Genomic DNA, 17,670 nt, shown 5'->3' with positions numbered 1-17,670 from the left:
CGTGTGCCTTGGCAGTCTCAGATAGATCGTCTCGACCGGATACATGACGCCCCGGCTCTCGACGATCGGTGCGCCGCCAAGCAGCGCCGCCACCGGCTCCGCATCCAGCGTCGCCGACATCACAAGCACCCGCAGATCCTCCCGCAGCAGCTCGCGGCTTTGAAGTGTCAAGGCCAGCCCGAGATCGGCGTGGATGCTCCGCTCATGAAATTCATCGAATAGTATCAGCCCGATCCCGGTCAAGGCAGGGTCATGCTGGAGCATCCGAGTCAGGATTCCTTCGGTAACCACCGTGATCCGCGTGCGGGAAGAGGTCTTGCTCTCGCTTCGAATCCGGTAGCCGACCGTCTCTCCAACCGGCTCGCCAAGCTGTGCAGCCATATAGACCGCTGCCGATCTGGCTGCCATTCTGCGGGGCTCCAGCAGAATCATCCCCATATCGGCCATCCAGGGCGTTTGGAGCAGTTCCAGCGGTGTCCGGGTTGTCTTTCCCGCTCCCGGCTCAGCGATCAGGACCGCCGCTCCCGAATGTTCCAGATGCTGCTTTATCTCAGGTATGACTTCATCAATCGGCATTCTAATTTGATTCATTCTGATCTCCTTGCACGTTTAAGCTATCCATCATCACAGCAATTTTACCACAGCTGCCATCCTTTGATCATGGAATCATTTCCGCCCGGTGAAGGTGAGTTCTTTTCGGCATAAAGATTGGCTTGTATAATATTAAAATGACATTTCTTGATTCAAGAGGAAGTGAACTGCCATGGATTCAACAAGAAGAGGACGATTCGCACCGACGCCCTCTGGAGACATGCATCTGGGAAACGCCAAAATCGCCCTGCTCTCATGGCTGCAAATGCGTGCGGCAAACGGCGTATTCCTGTTGCGTATTGAAGACATTGATCTTCAGCGCTCCAGACCGGAGAAATCGGTTCAAATCATGGATGACCTGCGCTGGCTTGGTCTGGATTGGGATGAAGGCCCCGGAGCTCTGGAGCCCCATTCTCCTTATTTCCAGAGCCAGCGGCTGGAGTTGTACGCTGATGCGCTGAATCGGCTGGAAGCCGAAGGGCTTCTCTACCCATGCTATTGCAGCCGGGCCGAGCTTCATGGCATTGCAGGCGCTCCTCACGGATTGGCATCGGAGGGCGCTCCCTATTCCGGAGCCTGCCGGCGATTGACGAAGACAGAGCGTGCTGAGCGCGCTCGCAGGAAGACGCCTTCCCTGCGCTTTGCACTGCCCGAAGTGCCGCAGGATCAATTATTGTGCTTCCAGGATGGCATTGCCGGAGCTCAGCAATTTTCGCCCGGTAGTGGCGGTGATTTTGTCGTTCGCCGAGCTGACGGCATGTATTCTTATCAGTTAGCCGTAACGGTTGACGATGCCCTGATGGAGATCACGGATGTGCTCCGCGGAGATGACCTCCTTGATTCGACACCAAGACAGATTCAGCTCTATCGGGCGCTCAGCTGGGGAGAACAGATCCCTTCTTTCGCTCATGCGCCGTTACTGCTTGGAGCCGATGGCACCCGCCTTGCCAAGCGTCATGGTGATCTGAGCATCGCCTGCCTGCGCAGCGACGGCGTTTTGCCGACGACCCTCATAGGGTGGCTTGCCTATGTCAGCGGCCTGATCGACCATTTCGAGCCGCTTGCAGCTTCGGATTTGATTGCGGAATTCACGCTTGAGAAGCTTCATCAGGAACCATTTGTCGTGACCGGTCAAGCCTTGAGCTTGCTGTACGGGAACTGACTTATTCAAAACGAGCAAAAGGGAGACCCTTTGCAGGATCCCCCTTCCTATTTGTTATAGATTCAACACGCACTTATAGCAGTGACTCCGCCCCGTCGATCACAATCCGGGCACCGGTAATGTGCTTTGATTCGTCGGATGCAAGAAATGCGACCAGATCGGCCACATTTTCAGGTTGACCCGGACCGTCCGCCAGAGGCTGCGAGCCTTCCGGATATTCAACCGGAATGACAATCCCGTCCAGCTCATCGCTGACCTCGGTGCTTGAATCAATGTTCGTGGCGATAGCGCCCGGGCAAATCGAGTTGACCCGGATTTTAAACTTCGCAAGCTCCAGTGCCGCCATTTTTGAAAATGCCACCTGTCCTGCTTTTGTCGTACTATAAGCCGTCATTCCAAAGCCTGAGAACCTGTCGTTCCCGTTGATCGAGCTGGTAATAATGATGCTTCCGCCGCCTTGCCGCTTTAAATGGGGAACCGTATATTTAACCGTCAGGAAGGTTCCGTTCAGGTTGATTCGCATCGTTCGCTCCCAATCCTCGAAGCTCATCTCTTCCACCGGAGCCAGTGTGCCGTTAATTCCTGCATTGGCGAACACAATATCGATTCCGCCGAAAGCCTCGACAGCCTCATTCACCGCCTTCTCCACCCGCTGCGGGTCAGAGATATCAACATCGAATGCCCGGGAGACACCACGGTAAATTTGATTGATTTGATGTTCCGTTGTGTGCGTTCGATCATTGAGCAGATCAAAGAGCGCAACTTTGGCTCCTTCACTAGCCAGCTTGATTGCAGCCGCTTTGCCGATCCCGGAGCCCGCGCCTGTCACAATTGCCGTCTTGCCCTGAAAGCGTTGACGGATTCCGTTATTTTCAGCCATGATGATACACGCTCCTATTTTCAGTATGGGAAATTGACTTAGGTTAAGCACCTGTCTCAAGATTACCCATAAAGGGGGGCGTTTTAATCACCGAACAAGCTTATAGATCCCTCGTACGAAATGCTCTGCATGAGATAAGATAGGAAATTACAGAGACAAGAAGCGTCAGCAAAATCAGAAAAATCCACGACAAGCCCGGCTGCTCGAGAAAACGGTCCTGCAAAAATCGGAAATCCGATGCTGTCAGCAGCGAGGTCATAACTCCATTCGCCACCATAATCGCGATCATCATCACGACATTTACCACCTGAAACCCCTTGAGCCCAAGCCAGTAAAAGAAAGGCAGATAAATGGACATAAAAACGACCATGGAAAGAAAGGTCCCGACGATCAGCATCAAATCTAAATGAACCGGGTGTCCATACAGCAGATCGGAAGCAAAATTCATACCCGTAGCGATCAGTACTGCTGCCACGACCAAGATTAATGAAGAGAGGTATTTGGACAAGACAAGACGGTTCCTTGGAACGGGCAGGCTGACCAAGAACTGCTGTGCAGAACGCTGCGAGTCCGAGCTGATGCCCAGAATAAGCAATAAACCCGGGAACAGACTGTAAATGAGCGTATGATTTTCCTTTTGCATTATTCCCGAGAAGACAACCGCATAAATGGCCAGAAGCCAGATAAAACGCCGAATCAACAAAAAATCCTTCTTCATCAGCCCTCCGATGCTATGCATATGCCTTCCCTCCCTTGGCCGTATAGTACATAATATCCTCAAGTGTCGGCTGATGATAAAGAGCGCTGCTGCCGAAGATCGATTGCAGCCGGCTTCCGTCCGCAGTAAGGCCCTCGAATCCAAAATCCGTCTCGCGCAGACCGACAAACTCCTTGCGGGTATCTGAGTCAAGCAGTTCCTTGCTGCCCTTAACAATCAGATGACGCTCAAGGATCTCTTCCTTAGTCTGGGAGAAGGCCAGCTTCCCGCGGTGAATGAAGGTAATATAATCCGCTACTTTATCCAGATCGGTCGTCAAATGGGTCGAGAACAGCACCGTCCGCTTCTCATCCTGAATGAACTCCGCCAGCAATTCGAGCAGCTCTCTGCGGAATATCGGGTCCAGGCCTGCCGTTGGCTCATCCATAATAAGCAGGTCCGGATGATGCGACAGCGCGAGTGCCAGAGCAAATTTGGTCTTCATTCCCTTCGAGCAGTCCTTGATTTTCTTCTTTACAGGCAGCTCGAAGCGATCCAGATATTCCTTGAACTGCCCCTCATCCCAGCGCGGATAGAACGATTTGAAAATCTCCTTCATTTCTCCGAGAGTCAAGGTGTCATAGTAAATATTCTCATCCGAAACATAACCAATATTCGCTTTATATGCTGCTCCGGCAATCCCCGCACTCTGTCCGTGAATGGTGATGCTGCCTTGATCTGGTGTGACCATCCCCATCATTATCTTAATTAATGTACTCTTACCCGCGCCGTTTGGACCAATGAGCCCGGTGATATAACCCTTTGGTACGGAAAACGAAACCTGTTGCAGTGCAAAGCCATTCATTCGCTTGCTCAATCCCTGAACATCAATTGCCGTCATGCCCGATCTCTCCTTCCAATAATCTGATCCAGTCGATCAGCTCATTCGTGCTTAACGGAATGCTGCGGCACTCGATAAGCAATTCCTGAATTCTCTCCTCAATCCTGCGCATCCGTTGCTCACGGATAAACTCCGGGCTGCCTCCCGATACGAAGGACCCCTTTCCGACCATAGAGTCGATCAGCCCTTCAGCTTCCAGCTCGCTGTAAGCTCGCTTGGTTGTAATGACACTGATCTGCAGATCCTTCGCAAGCTGACGGATCGACGGCAACGGAGTTCCCGGGAGCAAATCTCCTTGCAATATGCTGGCTCTAATCTGCCTTACAATCTGCAGGTAGATAGGCTCTCCTGAAGAGGGATTCAATAAAATATTCATTCGGCTCAATCACCGCCCTATCTGTCACAGTAATGTATATATACAATATATACATTATATACACTAAATGCAACAAAAATACCTCACCCGAATGGATGAGGTCTATGATTCGCAACCCATTTAAGGACATTGTTTATATGTTTCAACAGAGGGGGAATGCATGAGCCACGACTCCAGCATCTCCTGAAATTTATAGCGGCTTGATGGAGAAGCAATCAGCCAATCCTCCCTGTCCCCTGTGCTTTCTCTCAGGATCCAGTTGATATGATCGGTAGAGATAAACCGCACCTGATGAAGCTCCAGCCTCTCACAGCCCGAATCCTTGCCATAAAATAGAATCTCCCCATGCGAGCCGGGCCGCTTCAGACTTCTGGCAAGAGCGATGCTCCCCTCATGATCTCCGGAATGGACGGCCAGTCTGTTCATGAGTTCATCCAGTTCCATCTCCTTCAAGCGAGGAATCAAGGTATCATATTCGTTTCTGGACAGCAGCAGCGCTGGCATCTCGGCTCGGTTTTCCTCAGTCCGTATACTCTGACAAGCCCTTTTCGCCCATTCTCGACATAACGATTCCCGTACTTGCTCTCCACACAGCTTGAACGAGGAAGAAGCCTCTCCCATCCGTTTACCCCAGATAACCTGCCCTTCACAGCAATGAATGAACTCTTCTCCAGCTTCTTCCTCCAAATGATAACGCATCCAACATCCTCGAAAGGAAGAGGCCGTTAAATCAGATGCCCAGGCAGGTAGTCTTTCCGGTGCTTGCTTCGAGCCACTCCAAGATGAATCCAGCCTGTGCAATACTTCGCCGATCCCCCAATGACAAGCGGTCCCGTAGAATTCTTCGGCAGATAGAGTTACTTCTTTTCTCTCCGTTACAAAATCCTCCTGCATATTCACTCCTCCTTTTCAAGCCGAAAGTGGATAGATTACATTATAATTGTTACTCCGTCACAAAACATTAATCGAATTATAATGTTATCTTAATGAATTTTTAAGATTTCTACTTTACAATGTCTACAATGAGACCACTGTATAGAGGTGATTAACTATGAGAATTCTAATAACTTTCCAGGACAACCAAGTACCCGTATATTTTAATACCGATACCAAGCAACCTGTACAGCGTACCTTAAGACTGCTGACCAGCGCGCTCGAGAACAAATATCTGTTTGGTAAAAACGCGCTGAAAAAATGTCTGGCCTCGCTCATCAGTATTGAAATTGAAGGCTCCGAGGCTATCCTTCACAGTAAGAGCGAATTCGATTCACTCGCACTGTCGCTTTATTAATCTTAAATCAAACGATGATCCAATATGAAGAACCAGCCGCCGGAGCCTTCCGGCGGCTGGTTCTTCATTTCTGGATTGCTTCTTCCTCCCCCAACGCCTTTTCAATCCGGATCAACAGCAGCTTCAACAAATTGATCCTCATCGGCTCATAGGTGCAGGTGTTGATTTTATAAATCAGGAAGCGATCAATCCCCATGTTCATCTCCTCCTTGGAATTCAGTCTCACCCGACGGGGGACATTTCCCTCTGCTCTTATACCCCTAATATAAACCGTTCCCAAGCTTTTAAACGTTTCATTTTGTAACCGTTCTCTCAACGTACTATAATGGAAATAACATGCACTCATCATACATAGAAGCCGCGGCTTCCACCGGAAGGAGATTATTCTATGGCTCTCATGCAAGTTCGCTTTTTTTCGGATGTGTTGGGAATCAGCACCTCCATGACTGTTATTTTGCCAGAGACCACCTATGGACAAATCGGAATGAAAGGACTAAGCAGCGACGGACTGCATCCTACATTGTATCTGCTTCATGGCATGTCTGACGATGACACTATCTGGCTGCGCAGAACCTCGATTGAACGCTACGTTTCAAGGCTGGGTTTAGCCGTAGTTATGCCGCAAGTCGACCTAAGCTTCTATACGGATATGGCGGAAGGCAATCGTTACTGGACCTTTATTAGTGAAGAGCTCCCTGCCAAATGCCGTTCCTTCTTTCCGCTCTCCAGCCGCAAGGAGGACAACTTTGTCGCAGGTTTATCTATGGGGGGATACGGCGCCTTCAAGCTCGCTCTTCGCCGACCTGATATGTTCGCTGCGGCGGCAAGTCTTTCCGGGGCACTTCATACATCGGGTATCTTTATGAGAGAAAATGAAGAGTCGCAGAGGACTCACTTGTTCAGACGCATTTTCGGACCGAAAGGTCCGGCTGGGACGGACAATGATCTGATCCACTTGCTCGGGAATTTCCAGACGGATGAACAGCGTCAACTGCTTCCCCGTCTATATCAGTGCTGCGGGACGGAAGATTTTCTATACCAGGATAATCTGATCTTCCGGGATGCCTGCCGTCATGCGGGCTTGGAACTGACCTATGAGGAAGGACCGGGCGCCCATGACTGGGAATACTGGGACGCCCGAATCCAGGATGTATTGCAATGGCTCCCATTGCGCCAATCCTGATTAGTCCATTGGCTCAAGCTCATAACGTCTCCGCTGCGCTCCCTTGTCGCGGCGGAGCTCTTTTTTTCCTCCCGTTCGATGCTGCGACCTCTTCCTCTGATTCTCCTTCGCATGCTGATACTTCAATTCCCGCTCCGTTCTCCGGTAATTATCCAGCCGTTTGCGTTCAAGCTCCCCATTGCGGATTGCCGCCAGCACAGCACAGCCCGCTTCTTGCTCATGTCTGCAATCCTTGAATCGGCAGTCAGCAGCCAGCTTCTCGATATCGGCAAAGGCCTCGGCCCATCCCCCGTCCTCGTCTTCCCACAATTGAAGCTCTCTCATTCCGGGAGTATCGATCATTACCGCTCCTTGAGGAAGCGGGAATAACTCGCGGTGAGTTGTCGTATGGCGGCCTCGACTGTCATCCTCGCGCACCTCCGTAGTTGCCTGCAGCTCCTCACCGCACAGCCAGTTCAGAATCGTTGACTTTCCCGCTCCGGAAGAGCCTGTCATCGCGATCGTGAGCCCTGGCTTCAATAGAGCTTCAAGCTGCTCCCTCCCTTGGTTTTCCTTGGCGCTGACAGCAATGACAGGAACCCCGGGAGCTATCGCCTCCACTGCAGCGATAATAGCCTCCGGGTCCTCGGCAAGATCAGCTTTACTAAGCAGAATCACCGGATTGGCGCCGCTGTTCCAAGCCATAACCAGGTAACGCTCCAGTCTGCGCAGGTTAAAGTCATGGTTCAATGCGGCCACAAGCAGGAGCAGATCAACATTAACCGCAATCAATTGCTCTACGGGCACGGTTCCCGCAGAACGCCGCGAAATTCGGCTGCTGCGGGGAAGCAAGCCATGGATCATGCCATCTGGCGCCGTCTCGGTCAAGTATCTTAACAAGACCCAATCCCCCACGGCCGGGAAGGCGCTTCGCTCTTCAAGCTCATATTTTTGCCGTCCCGACAGCTCTGCCCAGCCTTCTCCGCGCTCGGAGACAATCTTGTATTTCTGTCCATGATCCGCTGTGATCCGGGCTGGGAACATCCCTTCCCGAGACTGTTCCGCGAAGCTTGATTCCGCTCTTGCATTCCAGCCAAACCTGTTAAGCCATTCATGACCTGTCTGGATATTACGATGTTCATTTCCACCTGTATGCATGTTCAATTCAATTCCTCCAAATGGTTATTTTCATCCTTAGATCAACACAAAAAAGACGCAGGCCATCTACCTGCGTCCACTACTCCGCGATTCATCCACCTTTTGTTGAATGAGCGAAAGAGCATAAAAAACCGCAGGGGCCAAGGCGCCCCTGCGGTAGTATTATCATACGGAAATAACGCTCGAACACGGATCCAGGATCAGTTCAAGGCTGCAATTCCCGATGCAAATAGCTTACCTTATCAGAGGCTCTAAACGGTACGACAAGCAACAGTTCAATCGAATATGTCATTCTGCTCATAGTAACAGCCTCCTTTAACAAACATTTTCTTAATCATAATGAACGGTCATTTTATTTGTCAAGCCTGAGTTTGTAGATTCCTCAAAATCGATACGACTTCGTCCAGTTCATGCACAGCATGAAGCGGCGTTGCATCCGTCATAGTCTCCGGCCATGCATGCTTGCGTTTCAGCCATATTCCACGGATTCCCGCTCTGGAGGCTCCCCAGATATCATTAACCGGATGATCCCCAATGATTAGCGTTTCCTCCGCCGCTGTACCGAGTCTTTTCAAAGCCAACTCATAAATTTGCCGGTCAGGCTTCTTCATCCCATGATCTCCGGAGACGATAATAGCGTCAAAATAATCCCGCAGCTCAAGCCGATCGATCTTGCCATGCTGAACAGTGCTAAGCCCGTTTGTGATTACACCAAGCTTATATCCCGCTTCCCGGCAGGATTTCAGCGTATCCAGCGCATGGGTCATAACTCTGGCATGCTTCATGTAGTGCTCGTTGTAATAGGCCTGGACCTCGGACAATACAGGCTTGACGCGCCATGGAAGCCGCTCGATCAATTCAAGGAAAAAGCCATCCTTCGGCCGGTAACCATCCGCATCGCTTTCAATCATGTACGCAACAATTTGCTCTTGCTTCTCCTGATCCTGTTCACTTAACAGTTCTCTAACCAGCTGACGGGAAAACTCTTGAAAGGTCCAGTCCCGATCCATCAACGTATTATCCAAATCGAATAACAATCCTTTAATCATCTTGTTCTCCCCCAATATCTCCCGGAATTCTATTAATTCTCTCTACCTTTATTGTAAGTCTTCTGTCAACCTGTAAACGACAAAAATAGCGCAAATCCGTCATTCGGATCTGCGCTTCATCTTTTCTTATTCGACATTTATCTAAATAACAGGCAGGCTTAAACGGTATATTTACACCACTTCCTTCCGATGGGTTAACAGCATTTCCTGGTCTGTAATATAAAGAGGAAATGGAGGAGCTTCCTTTAGAAAATGTCCGTCCATCAGCGTTTTGATATCGACTTGAAACGGCGGCGCCTGCTTGATGACAGGCATTTTCCCCGATTCTTCTACATAAGAATCCACAGCCCTTTGCACTAAATCCAAATAATAAGGAATCTCTCGTTCGTGCTCTTCAAAAATTTCGAATGTTTCTGACGACAGATAAAACTTTTGATCGCTTATACCGCCTAAATATCTGACAAGCCGGCTTAAATCAAGGCTCTTGTCCGGCAGGACCAGATTCTTGCGGTTAATTCCCTTCGGCATGTCCATCTCATATTTCAGAACAGCTCGTTTGAGCTCCTCGAGCGTTACGTGTACGGCAGGAGGGGGACCGTCAGCGGGAAGAGTTTTGCGCTTTTTATTCCAAAAGAACATATCGCATCAACCTCCTATCTCCATCATCTAAGAAAGCAAACGCTTTCAATACTATTATATCCTAAAATTTTAAGTATGAACCTCGAACGCAAAAACGTCATACAATAGTCAAAAAATTTCTGCCGTGCCTAACAGCCTGCTTCTGGATATTCTCCCCTGTTTGCGGTAGGATGGAACTGTTTCAATTACTCACAACTCAGGAGGCTCTTATGCAGGACGTGATCATTATCGGTGCGGGTCCGTGCGGACTGTCCGCGGCTATTGAATGCCAGCGGCGCGGTTTACATACCCTTGTACTTGAGAAAAATTGTGTTGTTCATTCCATCTACTCCTATCCGACTTACATGCAGTTCTTTAGTACTGCAGAGCTGCTGGAGATCGGTGATATTCCTTTCGTAACGCCCAACGATAAGCCTTACCGGCATGAGGCTCTGGCCTATTACCGCCGGGTCAGCGAGCACTATCAAGTACCCGTCGCCGCTTATGAGGAAGCAACTCGCATCGACCGGCAGCCTGACGGCAGCTTCAAAGTATATTCCCGGACAAGACAGGGAGAGGAATGGGTTTATGATACGAAATACGTCGTGATCTCTACCGGCTATTTTGATCACCCTAACCTGCTCGGCATTCCTGGAGAAGAATTGGACAAGGTTTCCCATTACTTCCAGGAGGCTCATCCCTATGCAGGGATGAAGGTTGCGATCATTGGAGGCAGTAATTCCGCCATTGACGCGGCCATGGAATTGGTGCGTGTAGGCGCAGAAATTACGGTGGTGTCCCGCGGAGAGGCCCTTTCGGAGTCTGTGAAGCCGTGGGTAAGACCGCTCTTCGAGGGTCTGGTGAATAAGGGAAGGGTTCGGCTTATGCTAGAGGCCAGAGTGACGGAGGTCAGACCAAGCGAAATTGTCGTTGAGTCGGTTGGCCCAAACGGCCGGACGGCAACAGTGCTTCCAAATGACTTCGTGCTGGCACTAACCGGTTTCCGGCCGGACCGCAAGCTGATGCTGGATGCCGGGGTCGAGATGTCCGGTGAGATGGAGAAGCCCGTCTTCCACCCGGAGACGATGGAATCCAATGTACCCGGCTTATATGTAGCAGGTGTCATAGCTTCCGGACGCAATGCCAATGAGGTATTCATAGAAACAGGAAGAGGACACGGACGGCTGATTGCCGATCATATTCTGAGCAAGACCGGGACCCGTTCATGATGAACCAGGTTGATCTGATCGCTCTCTTCCTGCTCCTGATGACAGCTCTTGGGATCTTTAGCGGCAACATGCCAATCACCATTGCTATGCTGGTTCTTTTGATGGTCCGTGTGCTCCAGCTGCATTTTGCCTTTCCCTGGCTTGAAAAATACGGCCTGACCATCGGAATCATCATTCTAACCATCGGAGTGATGGCTCCGGTTGCGAGCGGAAAAATTTCGCTCCAGACACTGTGGGCTTCCTTCTTTCACTGGCAATCGCTTCTGGCGATTGCCGTTGGCGTGCTCGTAGCCTGGCTGGGCGGCAGAGGCGCTTCCCTGATGGGAAGCCAGCCGACCGTTGTTGCGGGGCTATTGATCGGGACCGTGCTCGGTGTCGCCTTCTTCAAAGGCGTGCCTGTTGGACCGCTTATCGCCGCCGGCATCCTCTCCCTCATCATCGGGAAAGGATAACACCGCCTGGCTGATTAAGCATTTAAATGCTGAATATTATACAACTGGGCATAGACGCCATTCTTTTGCATCAATTGCTCATGGGTTCCCCGTTCGGCTACGGCCCCATTCTTCATGACGACAATGAGATCGGCATGTGTGATCGTAGACAGGCGGTGAGCCACAATCAAAGTTGTCCGGCTTCGGGACAGGTTTTGCAGCGATTGCTGGATCAGATGCTCCGATTCCAGATCCAGCGCAGAGGTTGCTTCATCCAGAATCAGAATCGCTGGATCCTTAAGGAAGACTCTTGCAATCGCAACCCGCTGCTTCTGTCCCCCCGACAGCTTCACTCCGCGTTCACCCACCTCCGTATCATACCCCTGAGGTAATTCCAGAATAAAATCATGGGCATTTGCCGCCTTGGCGGCCGCAATAATCTCCTCTTCTCCCGCTTCCGGATTGCCCAGAGAAATATTATCGCGCACACTGCCGCTGAACAGGAAGTTTTCTTGAAGTACCATGCCAATCTGGTTGCGCAGGCTCTCCATTGTCCATTCCCGGACATCCCTCCCTCCTACGAGAATCGAGCCCTTCTGAACATCATAGAACCTTGGAATCAGACCAACCAGTGATGATTTGCCGCCCCCGCTCATGCCGACTAACGCAACCGTCTGCCCCGGGCTTGCCTGGAGCGAAATGTTTTTCAGCACCCATCCTCCCTGATCCTGGTATTGAAACCACACTTGTCTGAACGCTACGCCATGCTTGCCGGCCGGAAGAATGGCTGCTCCTTTCGCATCTGTCATATCATAAGGCTCCTCCAGCAATTCCAGCACACGCTCCCAGGAGGCCGAAGCTTGGGTCAGAATCGTCGAGGAATTGATCAGCCGCTTCAACGGCGCATACAGTCTGTCCAAATAACCGAAGAACGCAACAAACGTGCCGAGCGTCAAATTGTGCTGAATGACCTGATAGCCCCCATAACCGATAACCAGCAGGGGTGCGATATCTGTCAAGGTGTTAATTACAGCGAAGGTCCAGGCATTCCAGCGGCTGTGAGCAATCGCCTTATTGAGGTATTTCCCGTTGATCCCCTCAAATTGGCGGGCCTCATGACGCTCAAGCGCAAAGCTTCTGATGACCGATATCCCCTGAATCCGCTCATGAAGATAAGCTTGAATGCCTGCCAGCGCAGCAGAACGATCCTTGGTCAGCGCCTTCAAACGCTTGTATAATATTTTGACCGCTATAGCATACAGCGGGAAAATCGATATGGCGACCACCGTAAGCACCGGATCAAGATACACCATAAACCCGAGCACAAAAATTAATGTAAATAAATCCAGCCACACATTCATCATGCCGACTTCGACAATGTTTTTTGTCTGCTCCGCATCATTGATAAAGCGCGATATGACTTCTCCAACCTTCGTATTCTGATAGTAACGTAGCGACAAGCGCTGGAGATGTGCGTAGAGACGATTGCGCAAATCGAACAAAATCCTGGACGTGATCAGTTGGGCAAAATACTGTCTTGCATACTCCACCGGTCCCCGCACGATCACAAACAGAATCAACGAGCCAGTCAGCACCCATGTCAACCTTGAAACCTGCTCCTCCAGCTGAAGCGCAGAATTAAGCAGCACATCGTCGACAACGTATTTTTGCACTAAAGGGAGCAATGCCGGGATTCCGAACTTCAGCACCCCAATAAATAAGGTCAGCAGTATCCATTTCGTATAAGGCTTAACAAATTGAAAATAGGCTCTCCAATGCTTCAATCTAGGTTCACTTTCCTTTCTGTATCTCTAATCCTGATGTTCGAGAGTCCTTTATTCGTACTCTTTATGCTTTGCGGCAAGCCGCACCGCGTATTCATCCAGCCTTCGCCGGATCAGCTCCGGAGTCAATCCTTGCACGCCAAGATCCTCCCATCCTTTATATACCCCTGGAGGCCCTGGAAGCATCTCAACCAAACACAGCATATCCCAATATGGGTTCGCAGCAAGTAGAGAGACGCCCGGAGCAGCAAGATACGCATCCAGGAAATCATCGGCCGCTTGCACGCCATAGAGCTGAACCAGGTTAAGCCGGCAATGCCCCGTATCGATCCCCGCCGGTCCCTCGCAAGCATTGATCCAGTCTACAATACCGCTGATGGCTCCCTCTGCCCACAGCACATTGGCCGGATGATAATCGCGGTGTATCAGACAAGGAGTGTACTCTGGCCTCGGGCCTTTTACCGTATCCAGAATACAGCGCCAGGCGGCCGGCTCTTCCGTCCAGACCGGAACTTCAAGCTCATCCAGCGACACATATGTAAAATAATGCCACGCCATCTTACGGGCAGGTGCTCCGTGAAGTTTAGCGATGGCTTCACCAAGCGCCTTAAGCCATGCAGAGGAGGCTTGTCTCTCCAAGATGACTGTACCTGGAAGGCAGCTCATCAGTACAGCCGGATAACCGCATTCCCGTCCCTTCGGGTCGGAAGCAATCCAGACTGGCGCTGGCATGCCCGCTTCACAGGCCGCCAGGAGCGCTGCCTTCTCGTGCAGCGGCAGATGGGGCTCCTCCTTGATCCACGCTTCGTCCTGGATGATTCTCATTACCCACAAGCGGTTCTCCGCTTGATGATCAACAGCTATTTCCAGCCGATAGACAACCGATGAGATCCCTCCCTTAAGCCGGACAGCTTGAACTAGCCTGCTGTCCGGTCCTGCCTGGCGAAGCGCCCAGTTCAGTGCTCTCGAAGAAGGTCCTTGCTCTAAGACTTGATCTGTGTTTTCCATCGTTCCTCCCCTGATCAGGATGAGCCTGTTCATTTTTGTAAGATGCTGTATTTGTAGGTTCAATAATGATATACTCCATATTAACATGAAAGGGTTTAGCAGCAGCTTGACCTTATGTAATTTAGGAGGACACCCATGTCACGACGTTTTGTAATCGAGGCCGTGATGGTGGCGATCTACGGCGAATTGCTGATGCCTCAGGCACCAGTAGAATATATAGTTCCTTACACCACCGTCATGGAGCTCTATGAGTTCCGTAACAGCCCGGAGCCTTTGATGAACGATTCTGCGGACGATCAGCATGTGAAGCAGAAGATTGAAGAGCTGATCGCTTATCTGGAGGAGCCGTTAAACCGGAAAAAGCTGGAGCGCTGTCTTACCGTGCCCTGGTCCAAAAGCCCGTCCATCCTCTTTGGGGAGGAAGTTTCGTGGACTGTCGTCAACGCCTTGGACAACGAAATGTACGGCGAACTGCTTGATCCGATAGAGACAGAGCTTGTCCTGACCGCTCAGCGGGAGCATGCCCCGGTGCTTACCGATCAACTGGAGTTGATCCGGAGAATCATCGAGGTGGAAGCCCCGGTACAGATATTCGATATCGGAGATTTCGAATATGCGATGGACGACCCTATTTTCAGCAATCAGGGCTAACAGAGGTAGTCCAAAAAGTCATCTTTTGATCACGAAGTTATTCAAGAGGTTACTAGCAGATGAACACTCAAAAAATAGCACAGGGCAGAAGTGAGATCGTTCTGCGTCCTGTGCTATTTTAATTCGTCGCGCTAAAGCTATGCCGCTCTCTAAGAATTACTGGCTCTGATAAGCTTCGTCAGACGCCGCTGATTCCGGCAGATAGGCATATTCAATATCATCCTCACCGGCGTTATAAGTAACCTTCAAATTGTAGCCGTCAAGATACCACTTATCATGATCCTCCATGTAAAACGTGATGCCTTCTGCTTCTGAGGAAATGCCCGGAGAGATGGGCTCATCTGCCTGTATGCCAAGCGAAAATCCCGGGTGGATGGCTCCTCCGGCACTATAGCGGGCAAACAATCGGACAGACTGCCCGGACTTCAATCCCAACTCTTGCTTGAACCAACGGGCCGCATCGCTCGTAACCTCGATCATCTCGATCCCTCCTTGTTGTTTCTTTTATTTTAGTCCATTTTCACCGATTTGCAAAAAAAAGTTTGACACCTTTAAGAAAGCGGTGTTAAAATCGTCAACATACGAGATTCGTTTTCAATTAATTACCATGCAGAAAGGGTGATCCTGGTGTTTATGATTCAACATTTTCCCGCTCCTGTATATGCGGGCACGCAGAAACTGAATACCAAGGTAACCCCTGCTGGAGTGAATCTGATCGGTTCATTCGGCTTCTAGCCTGGAAAGGCTGCGAGCCGGCATCCCTATTCGCGCGGTTACTTGACGTTGTCGTGTAACGTACGCGAAATCTAAATGATGGATTTTGGGCATATCGTTCAATGACGATATGCCTTTTTGCTGTTCTTCAGGGTATTCAGCAGAGGTTCAAAGAGAAAAAGAAACATTATTCAAGGAAGAGGAGGAAACCTCGCTATGTTTTCAGTCCTAAAAAATCTAAGCTGGTTCTTCAAGCGTGAGCAAAAACGGTACCTGGTTGGTCTGGTTCTGCTCATCGTGGCAGGAATCGCAGAGCTTGCTCCCCCGCGCCTGCTCGGCAATGCAATCGACGATATTGCCACAGGGTCCATTACCGGGCAATCGCTGACCACCTATATTGTACTCATTCTGGTCGTTCTGATCTTCATCTATCTGATCACCTACATATGGATGCATAAATTGTTCGGGGGCTCGAACCTGGTAGAGCGCTTATTGCGCACCCGTTTCATGAATCACCTGCTCGGTATGACACCGCCATTCTTCGAGCGCAACCGCACCGGTGACCTGATGGCCCGGGCAACCAATGACCTGCGTTCCGTTGCGGTCACAGTCGGCTTCGGAATGCTGACCCTTACGGACTCCACCGCTTACCTCTCGGTTATATTTATCGCGATGAGCACATTGATCAGTTGGAAGCTGACGCTTGCCGCGATTATCCCGCTTCCCTTCATTGCCCTGGCGATGAAGATTTACGGGAAGATCATTCATGAGCGCTATACTCTTGCTCAGGATGCCTTCGGCGATATGAATGATCAGGTGCTAGAATCGGTATCCGGCATCCGGGTTATTCGCGCTTATGTTCAGGAGCGGAATGACGAGAAGAAATTTGCGGATATTACCGAGGACGTGTTCCGCAAAAACTTGGCCGTGGCTAAAGTGGATGCCTACTTTGAGCCGACCATCCGTCTCTTTGTAGGACTCAGCTATGCGATCAGCCTGACCTTTGGCATTTATCTCGTATTCAATAATGAGCTGACGCTTGGTGAACTCGTCTCCTTCAATATGTATTTGGGGATGATGATCTGGCCGATGTTCGCCATTGGAGAGCTGATCAATATCATGCAGCGCGGCGGTGCCTCGCTGGATCGTGTGAACGAAACCTTAAACGTGCGCCCTGATGTCTTGGATCCTGCTGAGCCTGTCTCGGTAGACTCACCGGATACCATCGAATTTGATAACCTTACCTTCCAATATCCGACTTCAACGGTTACGAATCTGGAGCATATCCAGCTATCTGTAGCTAAAGGCCAGACGTTGGGCGTAGTAGGCAGAACCGGCAGCGGTAAGTCAACCTTGCTTAAGCAGTTGCTGAGAGAATATCCGGCCGGCAGCGGCAAGCTGACGATTTCCGGGGTTCCGATTGATCAAATTGCTCTGGATCAGTTGTATTCTTGGATCGGCTACGTTCCTCAAGAGCAGATTCTGTTCTCAAAGAGCGTCCGGCAGAACATTCAATTCGGCTGTAAGGATGCTTCCGACGAAGTAATTATGGAGGCGATCCGCACCGCGGCGTTTGAGCAAGATCTCGAGACATTGTCGGATGGGCTGGACACTCTGGTTGGTGAGAAAGGGGTTGCCCTTTCCGGCGGACAGAAGCAGCGCGTCTCTCTCGCCCGCGCATTTATCGCTGAGCCGGAGATTCTGATCCTGGACGACGCGCTCTCCGCCGTCGATGCCCGCACAGAGGCACGCATTATCGAAAATATCCGGACCAAGCGTTTCGGTAAAACTACGCTCATTTCTACGCACCGCCTGTCAGCCATTGAGCATGCCGACTGGATTATTGTCCTGGATAAAGGACGGATTATCGAACAGGGCACACATGAACAGCTGCTGAAGCACGGCGGATGGTACCTTGAGCAATATGAACGACAGCAAGTGGAATCGAACCTGACCGACTAAGGAGGT

General features: G+C 50.6%; 20 protein-coding genes. 7 read left to right on the top strand and 13 right to left on the bottom strand.

Annotation, left to right across the window (positions count from 1 at the left end; translation table 11 throughout):
* Positions 1 to 591 (bottom strand): DEAD/DEAH box helicase (locus tag TX85_RS27425; protein WP_407636285.1); only part of this gene is annotated, 591 nt, incomplete at its 3' end.
* A gap of 172 nt (positions 592 to 763) precedes the next feature.
* Here TX85_RS27425 and gluQRS point away from each other — a divergent pair.
* Entirely contained in the window at positions 764 to 1,753 is a 990-nt protein-coding gene (gene gluQRS / locus TX85_RS07470; RefSeq protein WP_044478468.1) for a tRNA glutamyl-Q(34) synthetase GluQRS, read from the top strand.
* A gap of 73 nt (positions 1,754 to 1,826) precedes the next feature.
* Here the strand turns inward: gluQRS and TX85_RS07465 are convergent, their stop codons facing one another.
* The 5 genes from TX85_RS07465 to TX85_RS07445 form a co-directional block, all read right to left on the bottom strand.
* Positions 1,827 to 2,633, bottom strand: a complete 807-nt coding sequence (locus TX85_RS07465) for an SDR family oxidoreductase (RefSeq protein ID WP_044478467.1) — start codon at positions 2,631 to 2,633, stop codon at positions 1,827 to 1,829.
* Between the two features lie 100 nt (positions 2,634 to 2,733).
* Entirely contained in the window at positions 2,734 to 3,372 is a 639-nt protein-coding gene (locus tag TX85_RS07460; protein ID WP_044478466.1) for an ABC-2 transporter permease, read from the bottom strand.
* On the bottom strand, positions 3,365 to 4,231 hold the full coding sequence (locus tag TX85_RS07455) for an ABC transporter ATP-binding protein (protein WP_044478465.1): 867 nt from the start codon (positions 4,229 to 4,231) through the stop codon (positions 3,365 to 3,367). Before TX85_RS07455 ends, TX85_RS07460 begins: the two co-directional genes overlap by 8 nt.
* Positions 4,218 to 4,607 carry a GntR family transcriptional regulator gene (locus TX85_RS07450; RefSeq protein ID WP_044478464.1) on the bottom strand — a complete coding sequence of 130 codons (390 nt, stop codon included), beginning with the start codon at positions 4,605 to 4,607 and terminating at the stop codon, positions 4,218 to 4,220. Before TX85_RS07450 ends, TX85_RS07455 begins: the two co-directional genes overlap by 14 nt.
* 120 nt (positions 4,608 to 4,727) lie before the next feature.
* A complete protein-coding gene (locus tag TX85_RS07445) occupies positions 4,728 to 5,501 on the bottom strand; it encodes a hypothetical protein (RefSeq protein ID WP_044478463.1) in 774 nt (257 codons plus the stop codon).
* Positions 5,502 to 5,658: 157 nt separating this feature from the next.
* Between TX85_RS07445 and TX85_RS07440 the strand changes: the two genes are divergently transcribed.
* A complete protein-coding gene (locus TX85_RS07440; protein WP_044478462.1) occupies positions 5,659 to 5,898 on the top strand; it encodes a hypothetical protein in 240 nt (79 codons plus the stop codon).
* Between the two features lie 64 nt (positions 5,899 to 5,962).
* Here TX85_RS07440 and TX85_RS27935 read toward each other — a convergent pair whose 3' ends face one another.
* Positions 5,963 to 6,094, bottom strand: a complete 132-nt coding sequence (locus TX85_RS27935) for a hypothetical protein (RefSeq protein ID WP_262362620.1) — start codon at positions 6,092 to 6,094, stop codon at positions 5,963 to 5,965.
* A 192-nt stretch (positions 6,095 to 6,286) separates the two neighbouring features.
* Here TX85_RS27935 and TX85_RS07435 point away from each other — a divergent pair, with 192 nt between their 5' ends.
* Positions 6,287 to 7,081: an alpha/beta hydrolase gene (locus TX85_RS07435; RefSeq protein ID WP_044478461.1), complete on the top strand. Its 795-nt coding sequence runs from the start codon at positions 6,287 to 6,289 to the stop codon at positions 7,079 to 7,081.
* Here the strand turns inward: TX85_RS07435 and rsgA are convergent, their stop codons facing one another.
* The 3 genes from rsgA to TX85_RS07420 all read right to left on the bottom strand — a co-directional run bounded on the left by rsgA (position 7,082) and on the right by TX85_RS07420 (position 9,906).
* The gene (gene rsgA / locus TX85_RS07430) at positions 7,082 to 8,218 is read right to left on the bottom strand and encodes a ribosome small subunit-dependent GTPase A (protein ID WP_071784201.1); all 1,137 of its coding nucleotides are present in this window, start codon (positions 8,216 to 8,218) and stop codon (positions 7,082 to 7,084) included.
* 359 nt (positions 8,219 to 8,577) lie between these two features.
* Positions 8,578 to 9,267 carry an HAD family hydrolase gene (locus TX85_RS07425; protein ID WP_044478460.1) on the bottom strand — a complete coding sequence of 230 codons (690 nt, stop codon included), beginning with the start codon at positions 9,265 to 9,267 and terminating at the stop codon, positions 8,578 to 8,580.
* A 171-nt stretch (positions 9,268 to 9,438) separates the two neighbouring features.
* Entirely contained in the window at positions 9,439 to 9,906 is a 468-nt protein-coding gene (locus TX85_RS07420; RefSeq protein WP_044478459.1) for a DUF3939 domain-containing protein, read from the bottom strand.
* A gap of 209 nt (positions 9,907 to 10,115) precedes the next feature.
* Here TX85_RS07420 and TX85_RS07415 point away from each other — a divergent pair, with 209 nt between their 5' ends.
* Complete coding sequence (locus TX85_RS07415; protein WP_044478458.1) at positions 10,116 to 11,114, top strand: YpdA family putative bacillithiol disulfide reductase; 999 nt, start codon at positions 10,116 to 10,118, stop codon at positions 11,112 to 11,114.
* The gene (locus tag TX85_RS07410; protein WP_044479885.1) at positions 11,114 to 11,566 is read left to right on the top strand and encodes a DUF441 domain-containing protein; all 453 of its coding nucleotides are present in this window, start codon (positions 11,114 to 11,116) and stop codon (positions 11,564 to 11,566) included. The genes TX85_RS07415 and TX85_RS07410 overlap by 1 nt, the downstream gene beginning before the upstream one ends.
* A gap of 14 nt (positions 11,567 to 11,580) precedes the next feature.
* Here TX85_RS07410 and TX85_RS07405 read toward each other — a convergent pair whose 3' ends face one another.
* Positions 11,581 to 13,329 (bottom strand): ABC transporter ATP-binding protein, encoded by a 1,749-nt coding sequence (locus tag TX85_RS07405; RefSeq protein WP_044478457.1) that lies wholly within the window; start codon positions 13,327 to 13,329, stop codon positions 11,581 to 11,583.
* Between the two features lie 51 nt (positions 13,330 to 13,380).
* A complete protein-coding gene (locus tag TX85_RS07400; RefSeq protein WP_049894854.1) occupies positions 13,381 to 14,337 on the bottom strand; it encodes a phosphotransferase family protein in 957 nt (318 codons plus the stop codon).
* Positions 14,338 to 14,472: 135 nt separating this feature from the next.
* Here TX85_RS07400 and TX85_RS07395 point away from each other — a divergent pair, with 135 nt between their 5' ends.
* Positions 14,473 to 14,988 (top strand): hypothetical protein, encoded by a 516-nt coding sequence (locus TX85_RS07395; RefSeq protein ID WP_044478456.1) that lies wholly within the window; start codon positions 14,473 to 14,475, stop codon positions 14,986 to 14,988.
* A gap of 156 nt (positions 14,989 to 15,144) precedes the next feature.
* Here the strand turns inward: TX85_RS07395 and TX85_RS07390 are convergent, their stop codons facing one another.
* Complete coding sequence (locus tag TX85_RS07390) at positions 15,145 to 15,468, bottom strand: HesB/YadR/YfhF family protein (RefSeq protein ID WP_044478455.1); 324 nt, start codon at positions 15,466 to 15,468, stop codon at positions 15,145 to 15,147.
* 450 nt (positions 15,469 to 15,918) lie between these two features.
* Here TX85_RS07390 and TX85_RS07385 point away from each other — a divergent pair, with 450 nt between their 5' ends.
* The gene (locus tag TX85_RS07385; RefSeq protein WP_044478454.1) at positions 15,919 to 17,664 is read left to right on the top strand and encodes an ABC transporter ATP-binding protein; all 1,746 of its coding nucleotides are present in this window, start codon (positions 15,919 to 15,921) and stop codon (positions 17,662 to 17,664) included.
* The last annotated feature ends 6 nt before the right edge of the window (positions 17,665 to 17,670 follow it).

The organism is Paenibacillus antibioticophila, from assembly GCF_000455265.1.
GTDB lineage: Bacteria > Bacillota > Bacilli > Paenibacillales > Paenibacillaceae > Fontibacillus > Fontibacillus antibioticophila.
The sequence above is the reverse complement of the archived record's forward strand: the minus strand, read 5'-3'. Positions and strand labels throughout refer to the sequence as shown.